Here is a 17063-nt window from a genome sequence, read left to right as displayed (position 1 = left end):
ATGTGGTGCAAATATAAGGAATTAGGGCTTAGGGTTCAGGATATAGTTGAAAACAAAATGTAATTTTCCCTTTAATCCAAATGCCCCAAAGCCCTAACTTTTAATTCTAATCCCTATTATCTTTCAATCATAATATTGTTCTGTACTTCGATAGATTCTTCATGAATCGCTTTGAAGACCTTTTCAATAAATTCCTGAGACATCCCGGTTTCCTTAGCTTTCTGAGTAGCGTATTCTGTAATTACTTTCCATCTTTCCGGCTGGAAGATAGCAATATCATTCTCCTTTTTAAGTTTACCTATTTTTTCTGAGATCTTCATTCTCTGGGAAAGAAGCTCGATCAGCTGGAAATCAAGATCGGAGATCAAAGTTCTGTGTCTTCCCATTTCATTATCGAAACCTGCAAGACCTGAGTTCCTTACTTTCAGATTTCCGATCAGTTCCGCAAGAACTTCCGGTGTGATCTGCTGTGAGGCATCGCTCCACGCTTCGTCCGGATTGCAGTGGGTTTCAATGATTGCACCCTGGTATCCTACGTTAAATGCTTCCTGTGTAACATCTGCAAGACCTGTTCTGTTTCCGCAAATGTGGGACGGGTCTATCAGCATTGGAATATTGGGAAACTGGCTTTTAAAATCAAGGGCGATCTGCCAGTTGGGATTATTTCTGTATTTTGTTTTCTGGTAAGTTGAAAATCCTCTGTGAATCACACCCAGATTGTTAATATCCTGCCCTAAAAGCCTTTCTAAAGCACCGATCCACAAAGCAAGATCCGGGTTTACAGGATTTTTAACGAACACGGGCTTGTCAGTTCCTCTTAAAGCCATTGCAATTTCCTGAACTGTAAAAGGGTTTACGGTAGAACGGGCTCCGATCCAAAGGATATCTACATCGGCTTCCAAAGCAGCAAATACGTGATGAGCATTCGCCACTTCTGTAGCTGTTTTAAAACCGTATTCTTCCTTTACTTTTTTCAGCCAGTTCAAACCAATTACTCCTACTCCTTCAAAGCCGTTAGGTTTTGTGCGGGGTTTCCAGATTCCGGCACGGAAAACAGGTACAGGAGCATTGGTTTCTTTTATCCTTTTAGCGGTCTCAAGCATTTGTGCTTCACTTTCCGCGCTGCATGGCCCTGCGATCATCAGTGGCTGTGAAAGCTCATTGATCCACTCGTTTTTTACATCTTTTAAATTCATACTTTTAAATTTATTGTTTTTTTATTTTTAAGTTAACAGCAATAGTCCTTTCATTATAAAATTTATTTTTATAATTCTTTTCAAAAAATGCCGTTCAAAATTTTTAAAGGAATCAGGAAAATAAAAGGACTTTACTTTTCCTGTATTTTTTGGAAAGAAATTCAGTTAGTAATACCAATAAAATCGATAATACGTTCTGAAATTTCTATAATAGAAAGCAGAAAAACTAAAATAACCGCTAAAGAAATTAGCGGGTGCAAAATGAGACAGAGATGGGATTAATAATTTTTCCACTGGATTCTGAAACTTCTGTTTGTTTAGTTTTATATCTTACTTGCTTTTGTCAAAAACTTAATTTTAACAAAAATCTTTGACAAAGATATAAAAAAACTCAATCTGACAAAAAAAAATTGTGATAAATACAAAAAGTTATGTCAGGTCGAATTTCATTAAATCATCCAGATCTTTTAAAAGAGGATTTTTTTCAATGAATTTTTCAAAAATTTTCTTTTTGGTAACCACTTCAATTTTAAGGCTGTCAAAATCCCGCTGATAATCTATTTCAATGGTGTGATTGTGAACTTTTGTCTTAAAGTGATTGAAAAATTCGCCGGCAATCTTATCAAATTCAGCTTTGGCAGAATCTGAAGGGTACAGAACTTTGACAGCATTTTCTCCGGTTTTTATCAGCTTGAACGTTTTTACCGCATTAAAGATAAAACTGTTTCTAGTCTGGAGCTGCTTGAGCATGAGGTTCCATTCCATCTGCAGATCGGTTTCCGTAAAATGATTCTGGGGAAGGTTTTCTGTTCTTACAACAACGGTTTCTTCTTTTTCTTCTTTCTCTTCTTTATTCAGAAAAGAATTGATGCTGAAACCGGAAGAAATTCCCTGTCTTGATAAGGGTTTTGTAGTTTTCACAGCTGTTTCCTGAATGGCCACGGGCTGTGGGGCAGGCTTTTCTGTTATAGGTTCTTTTTTCTCCTGAATTTTTTCGGGGATGTTTACTTCCTGTTTCTCACTGAGGAACGGAGCCAGTATTAAGAACTTTTTTTTTTAGTATCGCCTGAGTGAGCCGTCAGGGAAGACAACTGCATCAGTGCAATTTCTACTGTAAGTCTGGGATTCTTGGAGTTTTTGTAATTGATATCCGCATGGTTGCAGATCTCAACGGCATCAATCAGTTCCTGGGCGCTCCATTTCTGACTCTGCTCTACGAATTTTACTTTGGTCTTCTCCCCGACTTCAATAAGCTCTATTGTTCTTGCATTCTGGGCCATCATAAGGTCCCTGAAATGATTTCCCAATCCGGCAATAAATATATGGGGATCGAAGCCTTTTTTTACAATTTCATTAAAGGCAAAAAGTACTTCGGGAATTTTGTTTTCTTTGGCCAGGTCTACAATATTAAGATACTGATCGTAATCAAGAATATTGAGTACTTCAGCAGCTTTCGCCAGTGTGATATTTTTCTGGGAGAATGTGGAAAGCCTGTCAAAAATAGAAAGCGCATCTCTTAAGGCCCCGTCAGCTTTCTGAGCAATAAGGTAGAGAGCATCATCTTCATACCGGATATTTTCTTTTTCGGCAATGTTCCTTAAATGCCCCTGAATATCTTCAATAGTGATTCTCTTGAAGTCATAGATCTGGCATCTGGATAAAATGGTAGGGATTATTTTGTGCTTCTCTGTGGTAGCCAAAATAAAAATAGCATGGGCAGGCGGCTCTTCAAGTGTTTTAAGAAAAGCATTGAAGGCTGCGGAAGACAGCATGTGCACCTCATCGATAATATAAACTTTATATTTACCTACCTGAGGTGCAAAGCGAACCTGATCTATCAGTTCCCTGATATCATCTACGGAGTTGTTGGATGCCGCATCTAATTCATAGATGTTATAAGCAAAGCCGTCTTCTGAAACTGAACCGTCCTTTTCATTAATTTTCCTGGCCAGAATTCTGGCACATGTAGTCTTACCTACACCTCTCGGACCGCAGAAAAGTAAGGCCTGAGCCAGTTGATTTTCGCCAATGGCATGTTCTAAGGTATCTGTGATATGAGATTGCCCTACTACAGTGTCAAACTGCTGGGGGCGGTATTTTCTTGCAGATACGATAAAATTTTCCATTGGTCAAAAATAAGAAATATAGTTTTAATCTGAAAATTAAAAGTTTTCAAATTATCAACAAAAAATCTTTTTCGGTCAAATTGGAAAACTTTTAATGATTATCCTTTTGCTTTTTTCGTTTTGTAGTAATGGTCTATAATTTCAACGATCACTTTTTCAACTTCGCCTCTTCCTTCATCAGTTCTCATATCAATACCACAGAATTCTGTTCCGTTGTATGCAGGAAACAGGTTCAGGTAGTAAACTCCCGCTGCTATTAATGCCAGCATAGCTCTAACGTTTGTAGCATTTTCCCCGAAGTAAGGATCTGTTACATTTTCAAACAGATTAGCTGCCACGTCTTCTCTTTGCTTCAATATGTTTTTAAGTATCGGCTTGCTTTCGGAAAGTTCCCAAAGAATAATTTTCTGTAGTTCTTTGTTTTTCTTCAGGCTTTCAAACTGCATAAGAATTCCCTGGGTTAAGGCTTCTTTACCTTTACCTACCTGGATTTCTTCTTCAATATCCGGGCTGAATTTGCTCCAATAATCCTGGGATTTTATATATTCATCTATTAGCTTGTCTGTACTTCCAAAGTATTCATAGATAAGCTTTTTGTCAAACCCGGCTACTGCCGCAATCTTACTTACTTTCAGACCGGAATAACCTTTTACTCGCAAAATTTTGCCAACTGCTGCCAGCAGCTTCTGCTTTGTTTTTTCTTTGTCCCTAATGGGGCCTTGCACTACTTTTCTGGGCATAATTTATTATTTTTTTGCAATATGCAATTTTTTATTAATATCATCAAAGACATTGAGTGTTTTGTCAAGATGTTCTTTTTCGTGTCTTGCCGTTACAGTCATCCTGATCCGGGCATCTTTTCTTGCTACCGCAGGGTACATAATAGGGTTTGTATAAACTCCTTCTTCAAGCAGTATTCTTCCAATGTCCCACATCTTATTCTGATCCCCTATCTTCACAGGAATAATAGCTGAATTGGTGATTCCGGTATCTAAACCTAAATCATTAAGCCCTTTTTTGAAATAGTTGATATTATCCCACAATTTATCTTTCCAAAATGGTTCTTCATCAACCAGATCGATAGCTTTCAAAATTCCGAAGGAAGAAGGCGGGGGTGTTACTGAGAAAATATGCTGTCTTGACTGGAACTTAAGGAATGATGCTATTTTTTTATTAGCAATTACATATCCCCCAAGATTACCAAAGGTCTTGCTGGATGTTCCTGTTATAAAATCCACCTTATCCAATAGACCGTCGTCCTCAAGGGCTCCTCTACCGGTTTTTCCCATAACTCCGACACCATGAGCGTCATCTACCATGAGATAGGCATTATATTTTTTTACAAGAGCATATATTTCTTTAGCGCGTGAAGTATCCCCTTCCTGAGAGTATACTCCGTCTACAATAACAAGCTTTGTACGGTACGTGTTTTCACATACCTTCAAAATGTGTTCCAAAGCTTCCAAATTATTGTGCGGAAATGTTTTTTTATTGGTAAAGGCACATCCTTCATGCACGCTGGCGTGTACTCCCATATCCAGAATGGCAATATCTTCTTTCTGCATTAAAATCTGTAAAGTGGCACTGTTAGCGGCATAACCGGTGGTGAACAGTAATACTTCATCTTCATTTCTTCCAAAAAAACCGGCAATCTTTTTTTCTATGGCACTATGATAATCAAAATATCCGCCGATGAGTGGTGATGCTCCTGTACCTGTTCCATATTTTTCAATTCCTTCTATGGCCGCCTGTTTTACTTTGGGGTGCTGTGTAAATCCTAAATAATCGCTGGAAACAAAACTTATATACTTATCGTTTTTGTTTTCAATATCTATATTTAATGTTGCATTGGTACCTGAAGTATTTTTCAGTCTGTAGTTCATGTGTCCTCTGGACTTCATGTGATCCAGGAATTCATAAAAGTACTCTGCTCTTTGAGCAATATCATAATCCGGAATATTCTCAAAATCCTTAAATGTTGCTGTTGTAAAATCAATGGTCATCCTTAATGTTGTTAGTTGTTTAATATTAGTTGTTTGATGTTATAAATAATACATATTATTTGAAGCTTGTAAATCAGTCCGATGTATATAATGTGAAATATAATTATTCTATATTTCGCTTTATAATATGGCTATTAAATGATTTTACTTATTAATACAGCTGTTATAAGTATCATCAGATTATCAGTCATTATCGGAATCTAAATTTAACAAAAAAGTAATAACAATAAATTACTTTTTATAAATAAGTCACAAAAAAAAGACAAATGTTTTTACAATTGCCTCATTTTTAAAATATTATTTTTTTCTCTTTATTCCTGATATAAAAAATTAAAACCAAAATAACATCTTATTATTAATATTTTTCTAGAATGCACGAAACTTATATTTTAATTTTCTGCAATTTTAAGCCTGCTGTTTCCTGAACTCTCCCGGTGTAACTCCTGTTAACTTTTTAAAGAATTTCGAAAAATTAGAGGGATCATAGGTAAATACTCTTGCAATTTCTGCAATAGAACGGTCTGAATCAGCAATCATTTTTTTCGCCTCATCTATGATTTTCTCATCATAAAAGAAGCATGGATGCTGCCCTTTCTCTTTTTTTATAGTATCTGTAAGGTGTTTATGGGAAACCGCCAGCTCTCCTGCAATTTCATTAAGCTCCATAAATTCGGGAGCAATACCCATAATTACCTCCTGAATATGCTTTTCAAGAAAATTAAAATATCGTATGGTGATCTCTTCACTTCTTTTCATTTCACTGACATCATTAATTTATAGTAAGATTTTAATCTATAAAATTAAAGATAAGAATAAAAAAGAATACGGTGAACTTTTCGGACTTAACCGAAAGAAAGAAATTAATCACTTAAGTATCCTGTTTACCGGATAAATCTCATATCAAAATATTCCTAATTATGATGATTGATGCGTATAAAATAATTAATTTTACATTTTAAAATAAATTAATTCAATCACAACACACAAAACATAGAAACATTTAATAAAATTTATTCAATTATTCCCATACTTAAAAAACTTCGGCTTGTACAATGACTATTATTAATCATTTTCTGCACTAATCAAGCGGAAGCATAGATCATTTATGTATTTATGAAAGCCCGGACATTGTTTTTTGTAATTCTGTTTCCGAACATTTACAAACAGCGTCATTTTTTTACGACTTACCCTGTTAATAATGGATTTCTGCCGAAAACGGTGAAAGCCATTGTTAAGGATTGCTATGGCTTTATATGGATCATGGCCGGAACTATCCTGTTTTATACCATTAAAAACAAACAAAAACCAACTATAATAACCACCGATACTGAAACGGGAATACCCGTTGAAACAATTCTTATTAAAGCCTGTTTTATATGAATGAAAGAATCCTGATTGCTGATGACCATTATGTGGTAAGAATAGGAACCGCTTTGGTATTAGAGTCTGAATATCCCAGCCTTACTGTAGATTTTGCCGAGAATTATGATCAGGTAAAGGAACATATATCGAATGATGATTATGATCTCCTTCTTCTTGATATTGATATGCCCGGAACACGATATAAGAAAATGATCCCTGAACTTAAAAATATTCAGAAAAACCTGAAAATCCTTGTCTTTTCAGAGCATGGCAAAGATATAGCCATACAGTATATCCGGGAAGGTGCTGAAGGTTACCTTAGCAAGCAGAGCAGCAAAGAAGAGATCGGGGAAGCAGTAAAATCTGTCATTCAGAGAGGTCACTACTATCCCACCGAGCTGATCGGGCTTATTATCCAGAACAAAAAAAGCAATCCTGCAGAAAAACTTTCATCCAGAGAATATGAAATCTTTAAGCTGCTGGCTGAAGGAACAGGAAACCTCGAAATCGGGAATAAGCTGGATATCCAGATGTCTACGGTAAGTACATATAAAAAAAGGATTTTTAAAAAGCTTAATATTTCCAATATTGCGGAACTGATTAAAGTCTACGAAACCGTTCATTAATAACAGTGGTTTGTTTTACTGATTATGGCATTTTCAGAATTAAAAAAATATAATGTAATTTACAGGAATTTAATTTCCATAAAAAACATTGTGTTTTAAGCCTTAAAAAACATGAATTTAACTGAAAAAGCAGAAAAAGGGAGCAGGCGTTTCCGGTATATAAAACTTTGTATTTTCTTCTCGGGACTTTCTGTCTTTGCCCAGCTTTATCTTTTTCAGCCGATACTTCCCACGGTTTCCGAATATTTTAAAACGACTGCCGGCGACAGTTCTCTTCTGGTATCTTCCTCTACTATAGGAATGGCGATAGGCCTGCTGTTTTTTGCTTTTAAGGCGGACAGCTACTCCAGAAAGAGCCTCATGACTTTTTCCCTGGTTTCATCGGCCGTACTTACTATTATTTCAGCATGGATGCCCAGTCTCAGCATGCTTATTGCAACCGGTATTTTAAAGGGTTTCGTGGTATCGGGCGTTTCTGCAATAGCACTTGCCTATCTCAGTGAAGAAGTACACGTCTCTGTGGTGGGACTTGCTATCAGTATGTATCTGAGCGGCAATACCATTGGCGGAATGAGCGGAAGAATTGCAGCTACTATTTTGGCGGGAGAATTCGGCTGGCGGAATGCTGTTCTTATAATAGGAATAGAAAGCCTGGTATTGGGTCTCATTTTCTGGAAGCTGTTTCCGGAATCTCAGTTTTTTAATCCGCAAAAAACAGATTATTCCCTGAAGGTAAAACAAATGGGAAAGTTTCTTACCGATTCTTATATGCTGCGGTTGTACTTCATTGCAGCATTGCTGATGGGATCATTTGTAAGTGTATACAATTACCTTTCTTTCAGGCTGGAAGCTGCTCCTTTTTCATTAAGCCATTTTGTGATCGCTTTTATCTTTTTAATGTATATTTTCGGGGTATTTGGCACAATGATTACGGGCAGGCTGTTAAGAAGATTCAGCAGTAATTTTATTTTGAAGGCTTCAGTTCTTTCCATGTTTTCCGGGACTGCATTGCTGTTATCAGAGAATATTTATATTATTATTGCCGGGCTGGGATTATTTACACTTTCTTTTTTTGCAGCCCACACGATGGCCAGCCAGATGACAGCGCTTCATGCCAAACAGGGAAAATCTTCAGCAACTTCTATTTATTGGCTCTTTTACTATTTTGGGTCCAGTATTCTAGGAAGTGGTACAGGATATATTCTTCATGCTTTTTCCTGGAATGTTTTTATCATTTTACTTCTCATTTCCGTAGGAATTTCCTTTATACTTGCCGCAGGAAATAAAGATTGAAGCCGAATTAAAACTCCTCATCAAAGAAATATACCACATATATACCACACCGGATTTCCGGTTATCTCTTGATTTTGCATCACAAACGTATATTTTAACACAAAATTAATTATTTATGATAAAAAATTAACATCAAATATAAAAACAACGAATATTTACTATAATGCAGGGCATAATATTTGCAGTCAGATATGTACTAACACACCTTTCTAACTCACAATATTATGAATGCAGCAGATCTTAAAATCAAAAACTTAGTTGAATATAAAAATCAGGTTTACAACATTACTGAAATATTTCAGGGTAAAAGTCATGATTATTTTGTAAAAATTGAAAATGATATCCAAAGTATTTCAGTTCCGGCGGTTTCTATCAAACCTATCCAGATAACGGAAGAATGGCTTGAAAAATTTGGCTTTTTACGCACGTACAGCTCGGCACAGAGAATCCGTTATGAAAGACCAGAAACATTTATCAAATATGATATTGACCTAAGTTCAAAAAAGATCCTTGAAGGCTTAAAAATATATGGTAATTCTATTAAATGCCGCTATATCCATGAGTTTCAGAACATTTTCTCATGTCTTTTTGGAAAGGAACCTGCAACTGCCAGTTTCGGACTAATAAAGACAGAGTCTTAGTTTATCATTCTTGTTTATTATTTATAGAGAAACCGCTGCTTTTTTGCAGCGGTTTTTTATTTAATTTTAAATTGTTAGAAGTCTTAATTTGAATAAAGTTTCTTACTCCAGGTTTTTTTCTAATTAATAAAGATATAATCTTTTTCAATCCTGCCTGAATTGTCTTTCTGTAAAAAATTCATTCCTTTCATTGCTATTCTGTCATCTTTGTCTTTCATCTGCCATGCAACTCTAATAATGTTGTGATTTTCAGAAAACCCTGTGCATTCAGTGGTTAGTGCATTATCAACCGTAAGCCGCTTATTAACCTGAGTAATGTTTTCGAGAATTACGCCTATACCGGAATGCTTTACTGCATGATCTCCCGGTTCATCTGCAAAAAATTCAGCAGAGATATTATATACCTTTTCTACAAGATATTTTCTTTCTTCCCGGTCAGTAGCACTCCATGCCGCGATGTAAGCTTTTACAAACTGTTCTAAATCTGTTGTTATCATTTTTATAATTTTACAGGGCAAAGTTGATGAACAGAAAACAATTTCTTGTGACACATTTGTGTCAAAATCAGTTTAATTTCGAAATTTTCTTTCGGATCCTTGTTAACGTCTGCCTTTCTACACCAAGATAGCTGCAAAGCTGTGAAACGGTTATCCTGTTATGCAGTTGAGGATATTGCTTCATAAAATCCCGGTATCGCTGTTCTGCGTTTTGGAGCAGAAAACTTTCTAATCTTTCCTGTTGGATCTTTAGCTTGCCTTCTACTATAAGTCGTCCATACTTTTCAAATGTAGGGATCCGGCTGTAGATGGTATGAAGATGTTCCATCGGAAAATTAATAATTACAGAAGGTTCCAGACACTGAAATGTAAGTGGACAGGGCTTTTTGTCCATAAACGAAGCATAATGAAATGAATATTCATTTTCGGGAATGAAATAAATATTTTTTCATCCCCGGAATCATCTTTATAAAATGCCCTGACAAGTCCTTTAGCCAAAAACCCACCCTGTTTCTGAATTTGTCCGGCTGTAAATATAATATGCTCCTTTAGAGAGTTGTGTAGTGGTTAATTGTCGGTCAAAATGTTCAAGTTCTGCATCTGTTAGTTCGGGGCAAACACTTTTTATATGTTCCAGGTAAATTTTTATATCCTCTGCCATTCGAATACAGTTTTAGCATAATTTATATCTAAAGCTATGAGAGACTATTCAGGTCCTTGTATTAAGATTAAGGAATTGATTTGTCTGAGATTAAATATATTATTACTTCAATCAGGCAGTTTTTTCTTTTCCAAAGGCATATTCCTGTTTCATTTTCACAGGTTCCAGCTGTTTTTGAAGACGGTTCTTTTTAGCATTTTCACGTTGCTGTTTACGGAAATCCCACGGAGAAACTGCTTTTTTATCCTGCCATAGACCCAGCTTGTTGTTTTTTGCCGTTTCCTGCATTTTTCCCAAACCGGAATCTTTAGAGTAGGCATAATACCACCAGCCATACCCTGCTTTTATGATTTCTGCCGAGAGATATTTCCCATTGTCATAATATACTTTAGCTACTGAACGTCCATAACGGTCTTTATCGGTTTCCGTAAACATGATCTGCCTGGCAAAAACCTGATCAGAGGTAAACTTTTTAGCATTCTTTCCAAATGGCTGCCTGTTTTCCGGACAATCTACCTCCGCAAGCCGGAGCTTTTTCTGTACATTGCCTTTTAATAAAACCGTGATGGTATCTCCGTCTGAAATTCCGACTACTTTGGCTGTAGTTTGTGAGAAAAATAAAAAAGGGAAACACAATAGTGTAGGAAGAAGTATTCTCATCATGCGAAATTATATATTTATTTCGAAAACCTGTAACCAGACAAAGTTTTTATTTTATCTTTTAGAGAAATCAGTATAACGATATATTAGCCATTTTAAATAACATCAATTACGAAAAAAGGAGGCTGTTGCCTCCTTTTTTGTGTGTAAAATGATCTGTCAAAACCAAGTAACTCCTTTATTAATTTGTGTTTTTGATAATTTTTTTCCAAGGAGTTTGTAAGACCATAATACACTTATTTATTTTCATCATTTGTGTTTAGTAATATTTTTCCATCTGTCAAGATATTTAAATTTATATACCTTTCATTTGGTTAATCTTACTGAAGCAAAGTAACAACATTATGGGATAAAATTCCTTACGATTTGTATCGATATATGTCGACTGATAGATAGATGTTTACTAACAAAAAAAATTAAGTATTTCAACTTGTTTTAACAAAAAAAGGAAGCTGCTGCCTCCTTTTTTCTTTGTATAAAATGACCTGTAAAGACCAAGTTAACTCCTTTATATTAATTTGTGTTTTTTTAATACTTGCTTTCAAGAAGTCCCTTTAAGATCATGCATACACTTATATTTATTTCATCATTGTATGTGTGTTATAAAATTTCCCTTTTGCAATAAATATGCGTCTCTTATTTGGTTAATTTTATTGGGACAAAGTAACAACCTTACAGGGTAAAGTTCCTCACAATTTGCATCGATATATATCGATAGGGGATTAGATGTTTACTGGTAAAATATTTTAGTTATTTCTACCTGTTTTCAGCAAATATTATTCAAGAAAAAAGGAGGCTATTGCCTCCCTTTGTTTTTGTATAAAAATGACCTACAAAGACCAAGTTAACTTCTTTATATTAATTTGTGTTTTCTAATAATTTGCTTTCAAGAAGTTCCTTTTAAGGCCATGCATACACTATATTTATCTCATCATTTATGTGTGTTATAAAATTCTCCGTTGTAATAAATCAGAAAACATTTTCAATGAATATGTATCTTCTTATTTGGTTAATTTTATTAAGGCAAAGTAACAACATTATGAAAGAAAATCTTCTACAATTAGCATCGATAAATATCGATAACATTATAGATATTTATCGATATATTCACTTTTGAGAACAGAGATAATGTTGTCAAGATATCAATATAAAAAAAGGAGGCTGTTGCCTCCCCTTTTTTTCTGTATAAAATAACCTGTAAAGACCAAGTTAACTTCTTTATATTAATTTGTGTTTTTTAATACTTGCTTTCAAGAAGTCCCTTTAAGGTTACACATACACTTATATTTATCTCATCATTTATGTGTATTATAAAATTCTCCGTTGTAATAAATCAGAAAACATTTTCAATGAATATGAATCTTCTTATTTGGTTAATTTTATTAAGGCAAAGTAACGACATTATGGGAAAATATTCCGCATAATAAACATCGATATATATCGATAAAACTATAGATGTTTATCGATATATATTTTGTTTATAAAAAATAGAGGAATCTTATATTTTATGATGAGTATTGATAAGGTCAATAAGCTCGACAAGGTTTTCAATTTTTAATTTATCAAAAATATTTTTCTTGATCGTACTTACGGTATTTTGCTTTATATTCAGTTCATTGGCAATCTCAAGATTCCCATGTCCTTCTGCATACATTTCTGCAATCTGCAGTTCTCTGCCGGTTAAACGGCTAAGCGGGTTGATGAGATCCGGATTCTGAACCAGCTGTAACATTAAGTTGCGGGAAAGCGGAGAAAAATATTCTCCTTTATGTACAATATCTGAAATTGCCTGTCTTATCTCTACCTCTTCACTTAGTTTACTTACATATCCGCTGGCTCCGGCTTTAATGAACTTAAGCACATGCAGGTCTTCTTCCAGACCGGAGAAAACCAAAACCCTAATATCAGGATTAACACTTTTCATTTGCGGTATAATATGAAGGCTATTTCCATCCGGAAAATGAGCATCAATAATGGCTATTTCTACACCTTTTGTTTTCACCAGCTCCACAATCTGCTGTGAAGATGAGGTTTGATAAACTATTGAATTTGGAACAACTTCATCAACCAGTATGGCAATCCCTTGGCGTACAATACTGTGATCATCCGCTAAAAGAATTACAACCTCCTTATTTTCAATTGGCTCTTCCATAGTCTATTTACTGATATTTAAATTAATTCTGAATGTTACTTTTGTTCCTTTATGAAGCTTACTTGAAACGGATATATCTCCGTTGAAGAGCTCTATAATTTCCTTACATAAGTTCAATCCCAATCCTGCGCCAAAATTATCAATTTCGTCAGAAACCATTCCCTGATAATAAGGTTCAAAAATTTTCCCAAGATCAGATTCAGAAATTCCTACACCGGTATCCCCTATTGTTGTGATGAGGGAAATATTGTTTTCATCTATCTTTTCGGTGAACATGGTAAGATCAATCTGTCCGTTTTCTGTGAACTTATTTGCATTTCCCAGGATATTCATAAATATCTGGTTAATTTTTATATTATCCGAATTTACGATAAGATTCTCAGGAATCCTGTCCGTTACCAGAAATTTATTATTCCTTGTTTCTATATAAGGCGTAATGGCGGTTACAATAGAATTAATTTCATCTTTAAGGTTAAATACCGTTTTTACCAGTTTTTTCTCTGTTTCCTGGTTCTTTGTATATTCCAGAATTTGGGTAGACTGTATAAGCAGGGTACTGTTGGTGAATTTTATCGATTTAAGATAATCCTTTGTGGTCTCATCTTTTGTAGTCTTGTTGATCTTATCAATAAAAATATTGATAATCTTCAGCGGAGACATCAGTTCATGACTCAGCATTCCAAGGATCCTGTTTTTAAAATTAAGGCTCTTTCTGTTCTCTTCATTTGCAGCGTTAAGCTTTTGCTCGTATATGAATGCCATTCTTGTGAAATACATGATCAGAATGGATACAATGAACATCAGGGTCATCAGCCCAAGTACCAGATAGGTTCTGATTCTGTTATTATTGGAACTCTGCTCATTGTATTCTTTTTCCAGCTCAGATTTAAAATCTTTAATAGCTTTTTCATAGACATTGATCAGCCTGTTGCTGTAAACCAGTAATTTACTGAAATTACCATAAAACGTTATATTTTCCTGTTTGTTTTTGGCGGTGGAAAGCTGGTTCTGAACGGTTGACCGCTGGATCTTTTTAACTTCAGTGGTATAATGTTTATCTATGGAGTTTACCAGACTATCCATCCTTTGTTTTATTTTGGAAAGGTTTGCAGGTTTTTTATTGGTCATGGTGATCACCGTGCTTTCCTTTTGCACATTCACTTTACCAGATATTGCATCTCTTAAACGCCCCATCAGACCTTTCTTTTTAACTGTATCAGAATAGGTCTGGGTCTGTATGTTCAGGTCTTCAAAATCATCGGTATTTTTATACCTTTCCAGCTCAAAACTTGGCTCTTCGACCTTTTGTACAGGCGGGTTTAAAGAATATTGATATACAGAATCTATAACGGTCTGCAGTTTTATAATTTTCAGGGTATCCTTTTTTTGCTGGGCGAGTCTGTTTTTCAATCCTGGATTTTTATCTCCATAATCATTTATTTTTTCGAAATTATTATTAAGCTTTTCAAGGGATTGAAAATATAGCTTCAGATCTTTGTCATCCTGGCTGAGCATATACTTCTGAAAGTAATTCTGAGCATCCATGAAATCTTTTCTCGAGTTATCTGTTAATCCGCCTAATACTCTGCTTTGATCCAGCCGATTTTTAATAAATTTCAGTTTCTTTTCATTGACAAATTCGTTATAAAAGAATATGGCTATAATGACCTGTATCAGTAATATACACACGATCAATGAGTAATGAACAACTTTCCTTAATTTAAAATCTAAGAATTTATATTTCATATCTGTCTATCAGCTAAATTAATTTTCTGATTATTTAAAGTTCTCTTGGTGTTAGTTTTTAATTATATAATTGACTTATAAAATATTTAATAATAATTACATATCATTCTATTGCAAAGTTAAAGTAATTTTTGTTTTTTCAGAATAGTAAATACCTGATAAATACCGTGGAGTTATTTTCCATGAAATTACGAAGACATAATAAAACTTCGGGATTCCACTCAGTATAAGTATATTTTTAAACCTTAACATAAATATTCAAAATAATAATTGCCAGTTTTTTCTAAGTCCGTAATTTTCTTTCAGTTTCAAAATACCTATTGTGTTCTATTCAGAAGCCAAAATTTAACAGAATTTATCACTTCTCAATCTCAAATCCTTCCTCTAATCACGCATAAAACTATGCATATCACAGTAATTAAACAATCTATATCCTGACATCCATTTTTTGGGACGACCAACCAAATCCTGATCATTTTCTAACCGGAATATCATGTAACTAATATACGATTATCATTTTAACAAATATGAAAAAAAAACCTTTTATTATTATTTTTATTACATATTCAATCTTAACTTTATAAAAAAATTAGTTAATTCAAAAAAAAACACAAGATTACAGAAGAATAATACATAAAACCTGCGGAAATCTACCCTGTATCAACAGTCTGGATTTTATTTAAAAGCAAAATCACCGTAAGTAATTCAGATATTCTCACTATAAAAGTTTGTATTACCTGATAAAAGAAAAGAACTTCACTGAATAAACTCTTTGTTATATGAGAAAAAATCGACTTATTTCAGTATGCTTACTGCTAAGCAGCCTGGCTTTAAACGCACAAACCGAATTCATAATAGTTTCCGGTATGGGCACAAGATTATATGACATTAACAGCAACGGCAACGCCGTACACTCTGGCGGATATTACAGTTACAGTGCCGGTGCAAGTACCCCGATAGAATCTGTAGCAAGTGCAACCAACCGGCTAAATGATTCAGGGAATATTGCAGGAAATATGCCTTTTACAGCATCCGACGGTTCCAACCTAACCCAGGCAGCTTACCGGAAGAACGGAAACTGGACGGCTATCGGATATTTTCCAGGTGACACTCCCGGAAACAGCTGGTTCGGAGACGCAAAAGGAATCTCAGAGAACAGTGTATATGTAACGGGGCAAATGACTTCATCCAATGTCGGAAGCAGCTATCCTTTTATCTATAATACAGAATCCGGCACGCTCACGAAACTTACCGGAGATCTCTTGTATACAAACGCTCGGGGAGCTGCTGTAAACAATAACGGAGTGGCAGCCGGATGGATTGACCGGGAAGATATCTTCGGAATGGGGACTTTCAGGGTTCCTGCCTATTTTGATGCAGGCGGTGCACTTCATTATATAGATTTCGGTACACCTGAATACGGTGAAGCCAACGATGTAAACAATGCGGGACTGGTTGTAGGAAACAAAGGCAGTAAAGCATTCATTTATAACATCAATACCAATACCTATCAGTCTTTTGATGCTCCTGCAGGATATACGGATGCCGTATTTGTTTCCGTATCCGAAAATGGTACTGCTGTGGGATATTGCGGAATGATAGGGGACAGAGAAGTAATTATCTATCACCCTTCATTGGGTCCTGCTCCTGTTTTACTGACTGATCTTTTAACGTCTCAGGGTATAACACTCAATACATTTGACGGAAAACTCGGTACCGGAATGGGCATATCTTCAGATGGGAAATATATTTGTGGCTTCGACAATACCATCCCTCCTATTTTTGCCGAAGGATGGGTCGCCAGATTGGGTGAATCTGTACTTGCAGCGAATGAAGTAAAAACAACATCCCATAATATAAGCATTTATCCCAATCCTGTAAAAGACCTTCTCAATATTTCCAGCGGAAAAAGGATAAAATCCGTATCCGTATATTCAGCAGACGGCAGATTGGTTATTGCCAACATTCCTGTCAATAATACAGAAGCTAAAATAGATTTATCAGGATTGAAAACCGGCAACTATATTGCAGTGGCCACTTTTGAAGACGGAAGCATTAAATCTTTTAAAGTCTTAAAAAAATAAATATCGTTTTTTTGTT

16 protein-coding genes are annotated in these 17063 nt (G+C 35.1%); 4 read left to right on the top strand and 12 right to left on the bottom strand.

Features of this window, described 5'->3' with window-relative positions; genetic code table 11:
• Nucleotides 1–116: 116 nt before the first annotated feature.
• The 6 genes from HNP36_RS03805 to HNP36_RS03780 all read right to left on the bottom strand — a co-directional run bounded on the left by HNP36_RS03805 (nucleotide 117) and on the right by HNP36_RS03780 (nucleotide 6081).
• A complete protein-coding gene (locus tag HNP36_RS03805) occupies nucleotides 117–1196 on the bottom strand; it encodes a chorismate mutase (RefSeq protein WP_184160258.1) in 1080 nt (359 codons plus the stop codon).
• A gap of 429 nt (nucleotides 1197–1625) precedes the next feature.
• A complete protein-coding gene (locus HNP36_RS03800; RefSeq protein ID WP_184429252.1) occupies nucleotides 1626–2138 on the bottom strand; it encodes a hypothetical protein in 513 nt (170 codons plus the stop codon).
• Between the two features lie 98 nt (nucleotides 2139–2236).
• Complete coding sequence (dnaX, locus tag HNP36_RS03795) at nucleotides 2237–3322, bottom strand: DNA polymerase III subunit gamma/tau (protein WP_184160262.1); 1086 nt, start codon at nucleotides 3320–3322, stop codon at nucleotides 2237–2239.
• Nucleotides 3323–3420: 98 nt separating this feature from the next.
• Nucleotides 3421–4062, bottom strand: coding sequence for a TetR/AcrR family transcriptional regulator (locus HNP36_RS03790; RefSeq protein ID WP_184160264.1), 642 nt, complete (start codon nucleotides 4060–4062; stop codon nucleotides 3421–3423).
• A gap of 6 nt (nucleotides 4063–4068) precedes the next feature.
• Nucleotides 4069–5325: an aminotransferase class I/II-fold pyridoxal phosphate-dependent enzyme gene (locus HNP36_RS03785; RefSeq protein WP_184160266.1), complete on the bottom strand. Its 1257-nt coding sequence runs from the start codon at nucleotides 5323–5325 to the stop codon at nucleotides 4069–4071.
• A gap of 405 nt (nucleotides 5326–5730) precedes the next feature.
• The gene (locus HNP36_RS03780; protein ID WP_184160268.1) at nucleotides 5731–6081 is read right to left on the bottom strand and encodes a helix-turn-helix domain-containing protein; all 351 of its coding nucleotides are present in this window, start codon (nucleotides 6079–6081) and stop codon (nucleotides 5731–5733) included.
• Nucleotides 6082–6701: 620 nt separating this feature from the next.
• On the opposite strand from HNP36_RS03780, the gene HNP36_RS03775 reads away from it, so the two are divergent.
• From HNP36_RS03775 to HNP36_RS03765, 3 genes are all read left to right on the top strand, one after another.
• A complete protein-coding gene (locus HNP36_RS03775; protein WP_184160270.1) occupies nucleotides 6702–7313 on the top strand; it encodes a response regulator transcription factor in 612 nt (203 codons plus the stop codon).
• A 111-nt stretch (nucleotides 7314–7424) separates the two neighbouring features.
• Nucleotides 7425–8606, top strand: a complete 1182-nt coding sequence (locus HNP36_RS03770) for an MFS transporter (RefSeq protein ID WP_184160272.1) — start codon at nucleotides 7425–7427, stop codon at nucleotides 8604–8606.
• Between the two features lie 224 nt (nucleotides 8607–8830).
• On the top strand, nucleotides 8831–9247 hold the full coding sequence (locus tag HNP36_RS03765; RefSeq protein WP_184160274.1) for a hypothetical protein: 417 nt from the start codon (nucleotides 8831–8833) through the stop codon (nucleotides 9245–9247).
• 119 nt (nucleotides 9248–9366) lie between these two features.
• Here HNP36_RS03765 and HNP36_RS03760 read toward each other — a convergent pair whose 3' ends face one another.
• The 6 genes from HNP36_RS03760 to HNP36_RS03735 all read right to left on the bottom strand — a co-directional run bounded on the left by HNP36_RS03760 (nucleotide 9367) and on the right by HNP36_RS03735 (nucleotide 14963).
• On the bottom strand, nucleotides 9367–9744 hold the full coding sequence (locus tag HNP36_RS03760) for a hypothetical protein (RefSeq protein ID WP_184160276.1): 378 nt from the start codon (nucleotides 9742–9744) through the stop codon (nucleotides 9367–9369).
• A 67-nt stretch (nucleotides 9745–9811) separates the two neighbouring features.
• A complete protein-coding gene (locus tag HNP36_RS03755) occupies nucleotides 9812–10138 on the bottom strand; it encodes a Crp/Fnr family transcriptional regulator (RefSeq protein ID WP_184160278.1) in 327 nt (108 codons plus the stop codon).
• Between the two features lie 96 nt (nucleotides 10139–10234).
• Nucleotides 10235–10405, bottom strand: coding sequence for a hypothetical protein (locus HNP36_RS03750; RefSeq protein ID WP_184160280.1), 171 nt, complete (start codon nucleotides 10403–10405; stop codon nucleotides 10235–10237).
• A gap of 111 nt (nucleotides 10406–10516) precedes the next feature.
• Nucleotides 10517–11068, bottom strand: a complete 552-nt coding sequence (locus tag HNP36_RS03745) for a thermonuclease family protein (RefSeq protein ID WP_184160282.1) — start codon at nucleotides 11066–11068, stop codon at nucleotides 10517–10519.
• Nucleotides 11069–12563: 1495 nt separating this feature from the next.
• Nucleotides 12564–13217, bottom strand: coding sequence for a LuxR C-terminal-related transcriptional regulator (locus HNP36_RS03740; RefSeq protein WP_184160284.1), 654 nt, complete (start codon nucleotides 13215–13217; stop codon nucleotides 12564–12566).
• Nucleotides 13218–13220: 3 nt separating this feature from the next.
• Entirely contained in the window at nucleotides 13221–14963 is a 1743-nt protein-coding gene (locus HNP36_RS03735; RefSeq protein ID WP_184160286.1) for an ATP-binding protein, read from the bottom strand.
• 779 nt (nucleotides 14964–15742) lie between these two features.
• Here HNP36_RS03735 and HNP36_RS03730 point away from each other — a divergent pair.
• Entirely contained in the window at nucleotides 15743–17047 is a 1305-nt protein-coding gene (locus HNP36_RS03730; protein ID WP_184160288.1) for a T9SS type A sorting domain-containing protein, read from the top strand.
• Nucleotides 17048–17063 lie beyond the last annotated feature (16 nt).

The organism is Chryseobacterium shigense (assembly GCF_014207845.1).
Taxonomy (GTDB): Bacteria; Bacteroidota; Bacteroidia; order Flavobacteriales; family Weeksellaceae; genus Chryseobacterium; species Chryseobacterium shigense_A.
The sequence above is the reverse complement of the archived record's forward strand: the minus strand, read 5'-3'. Positions and strand labels throughout refer to the sequence as shown.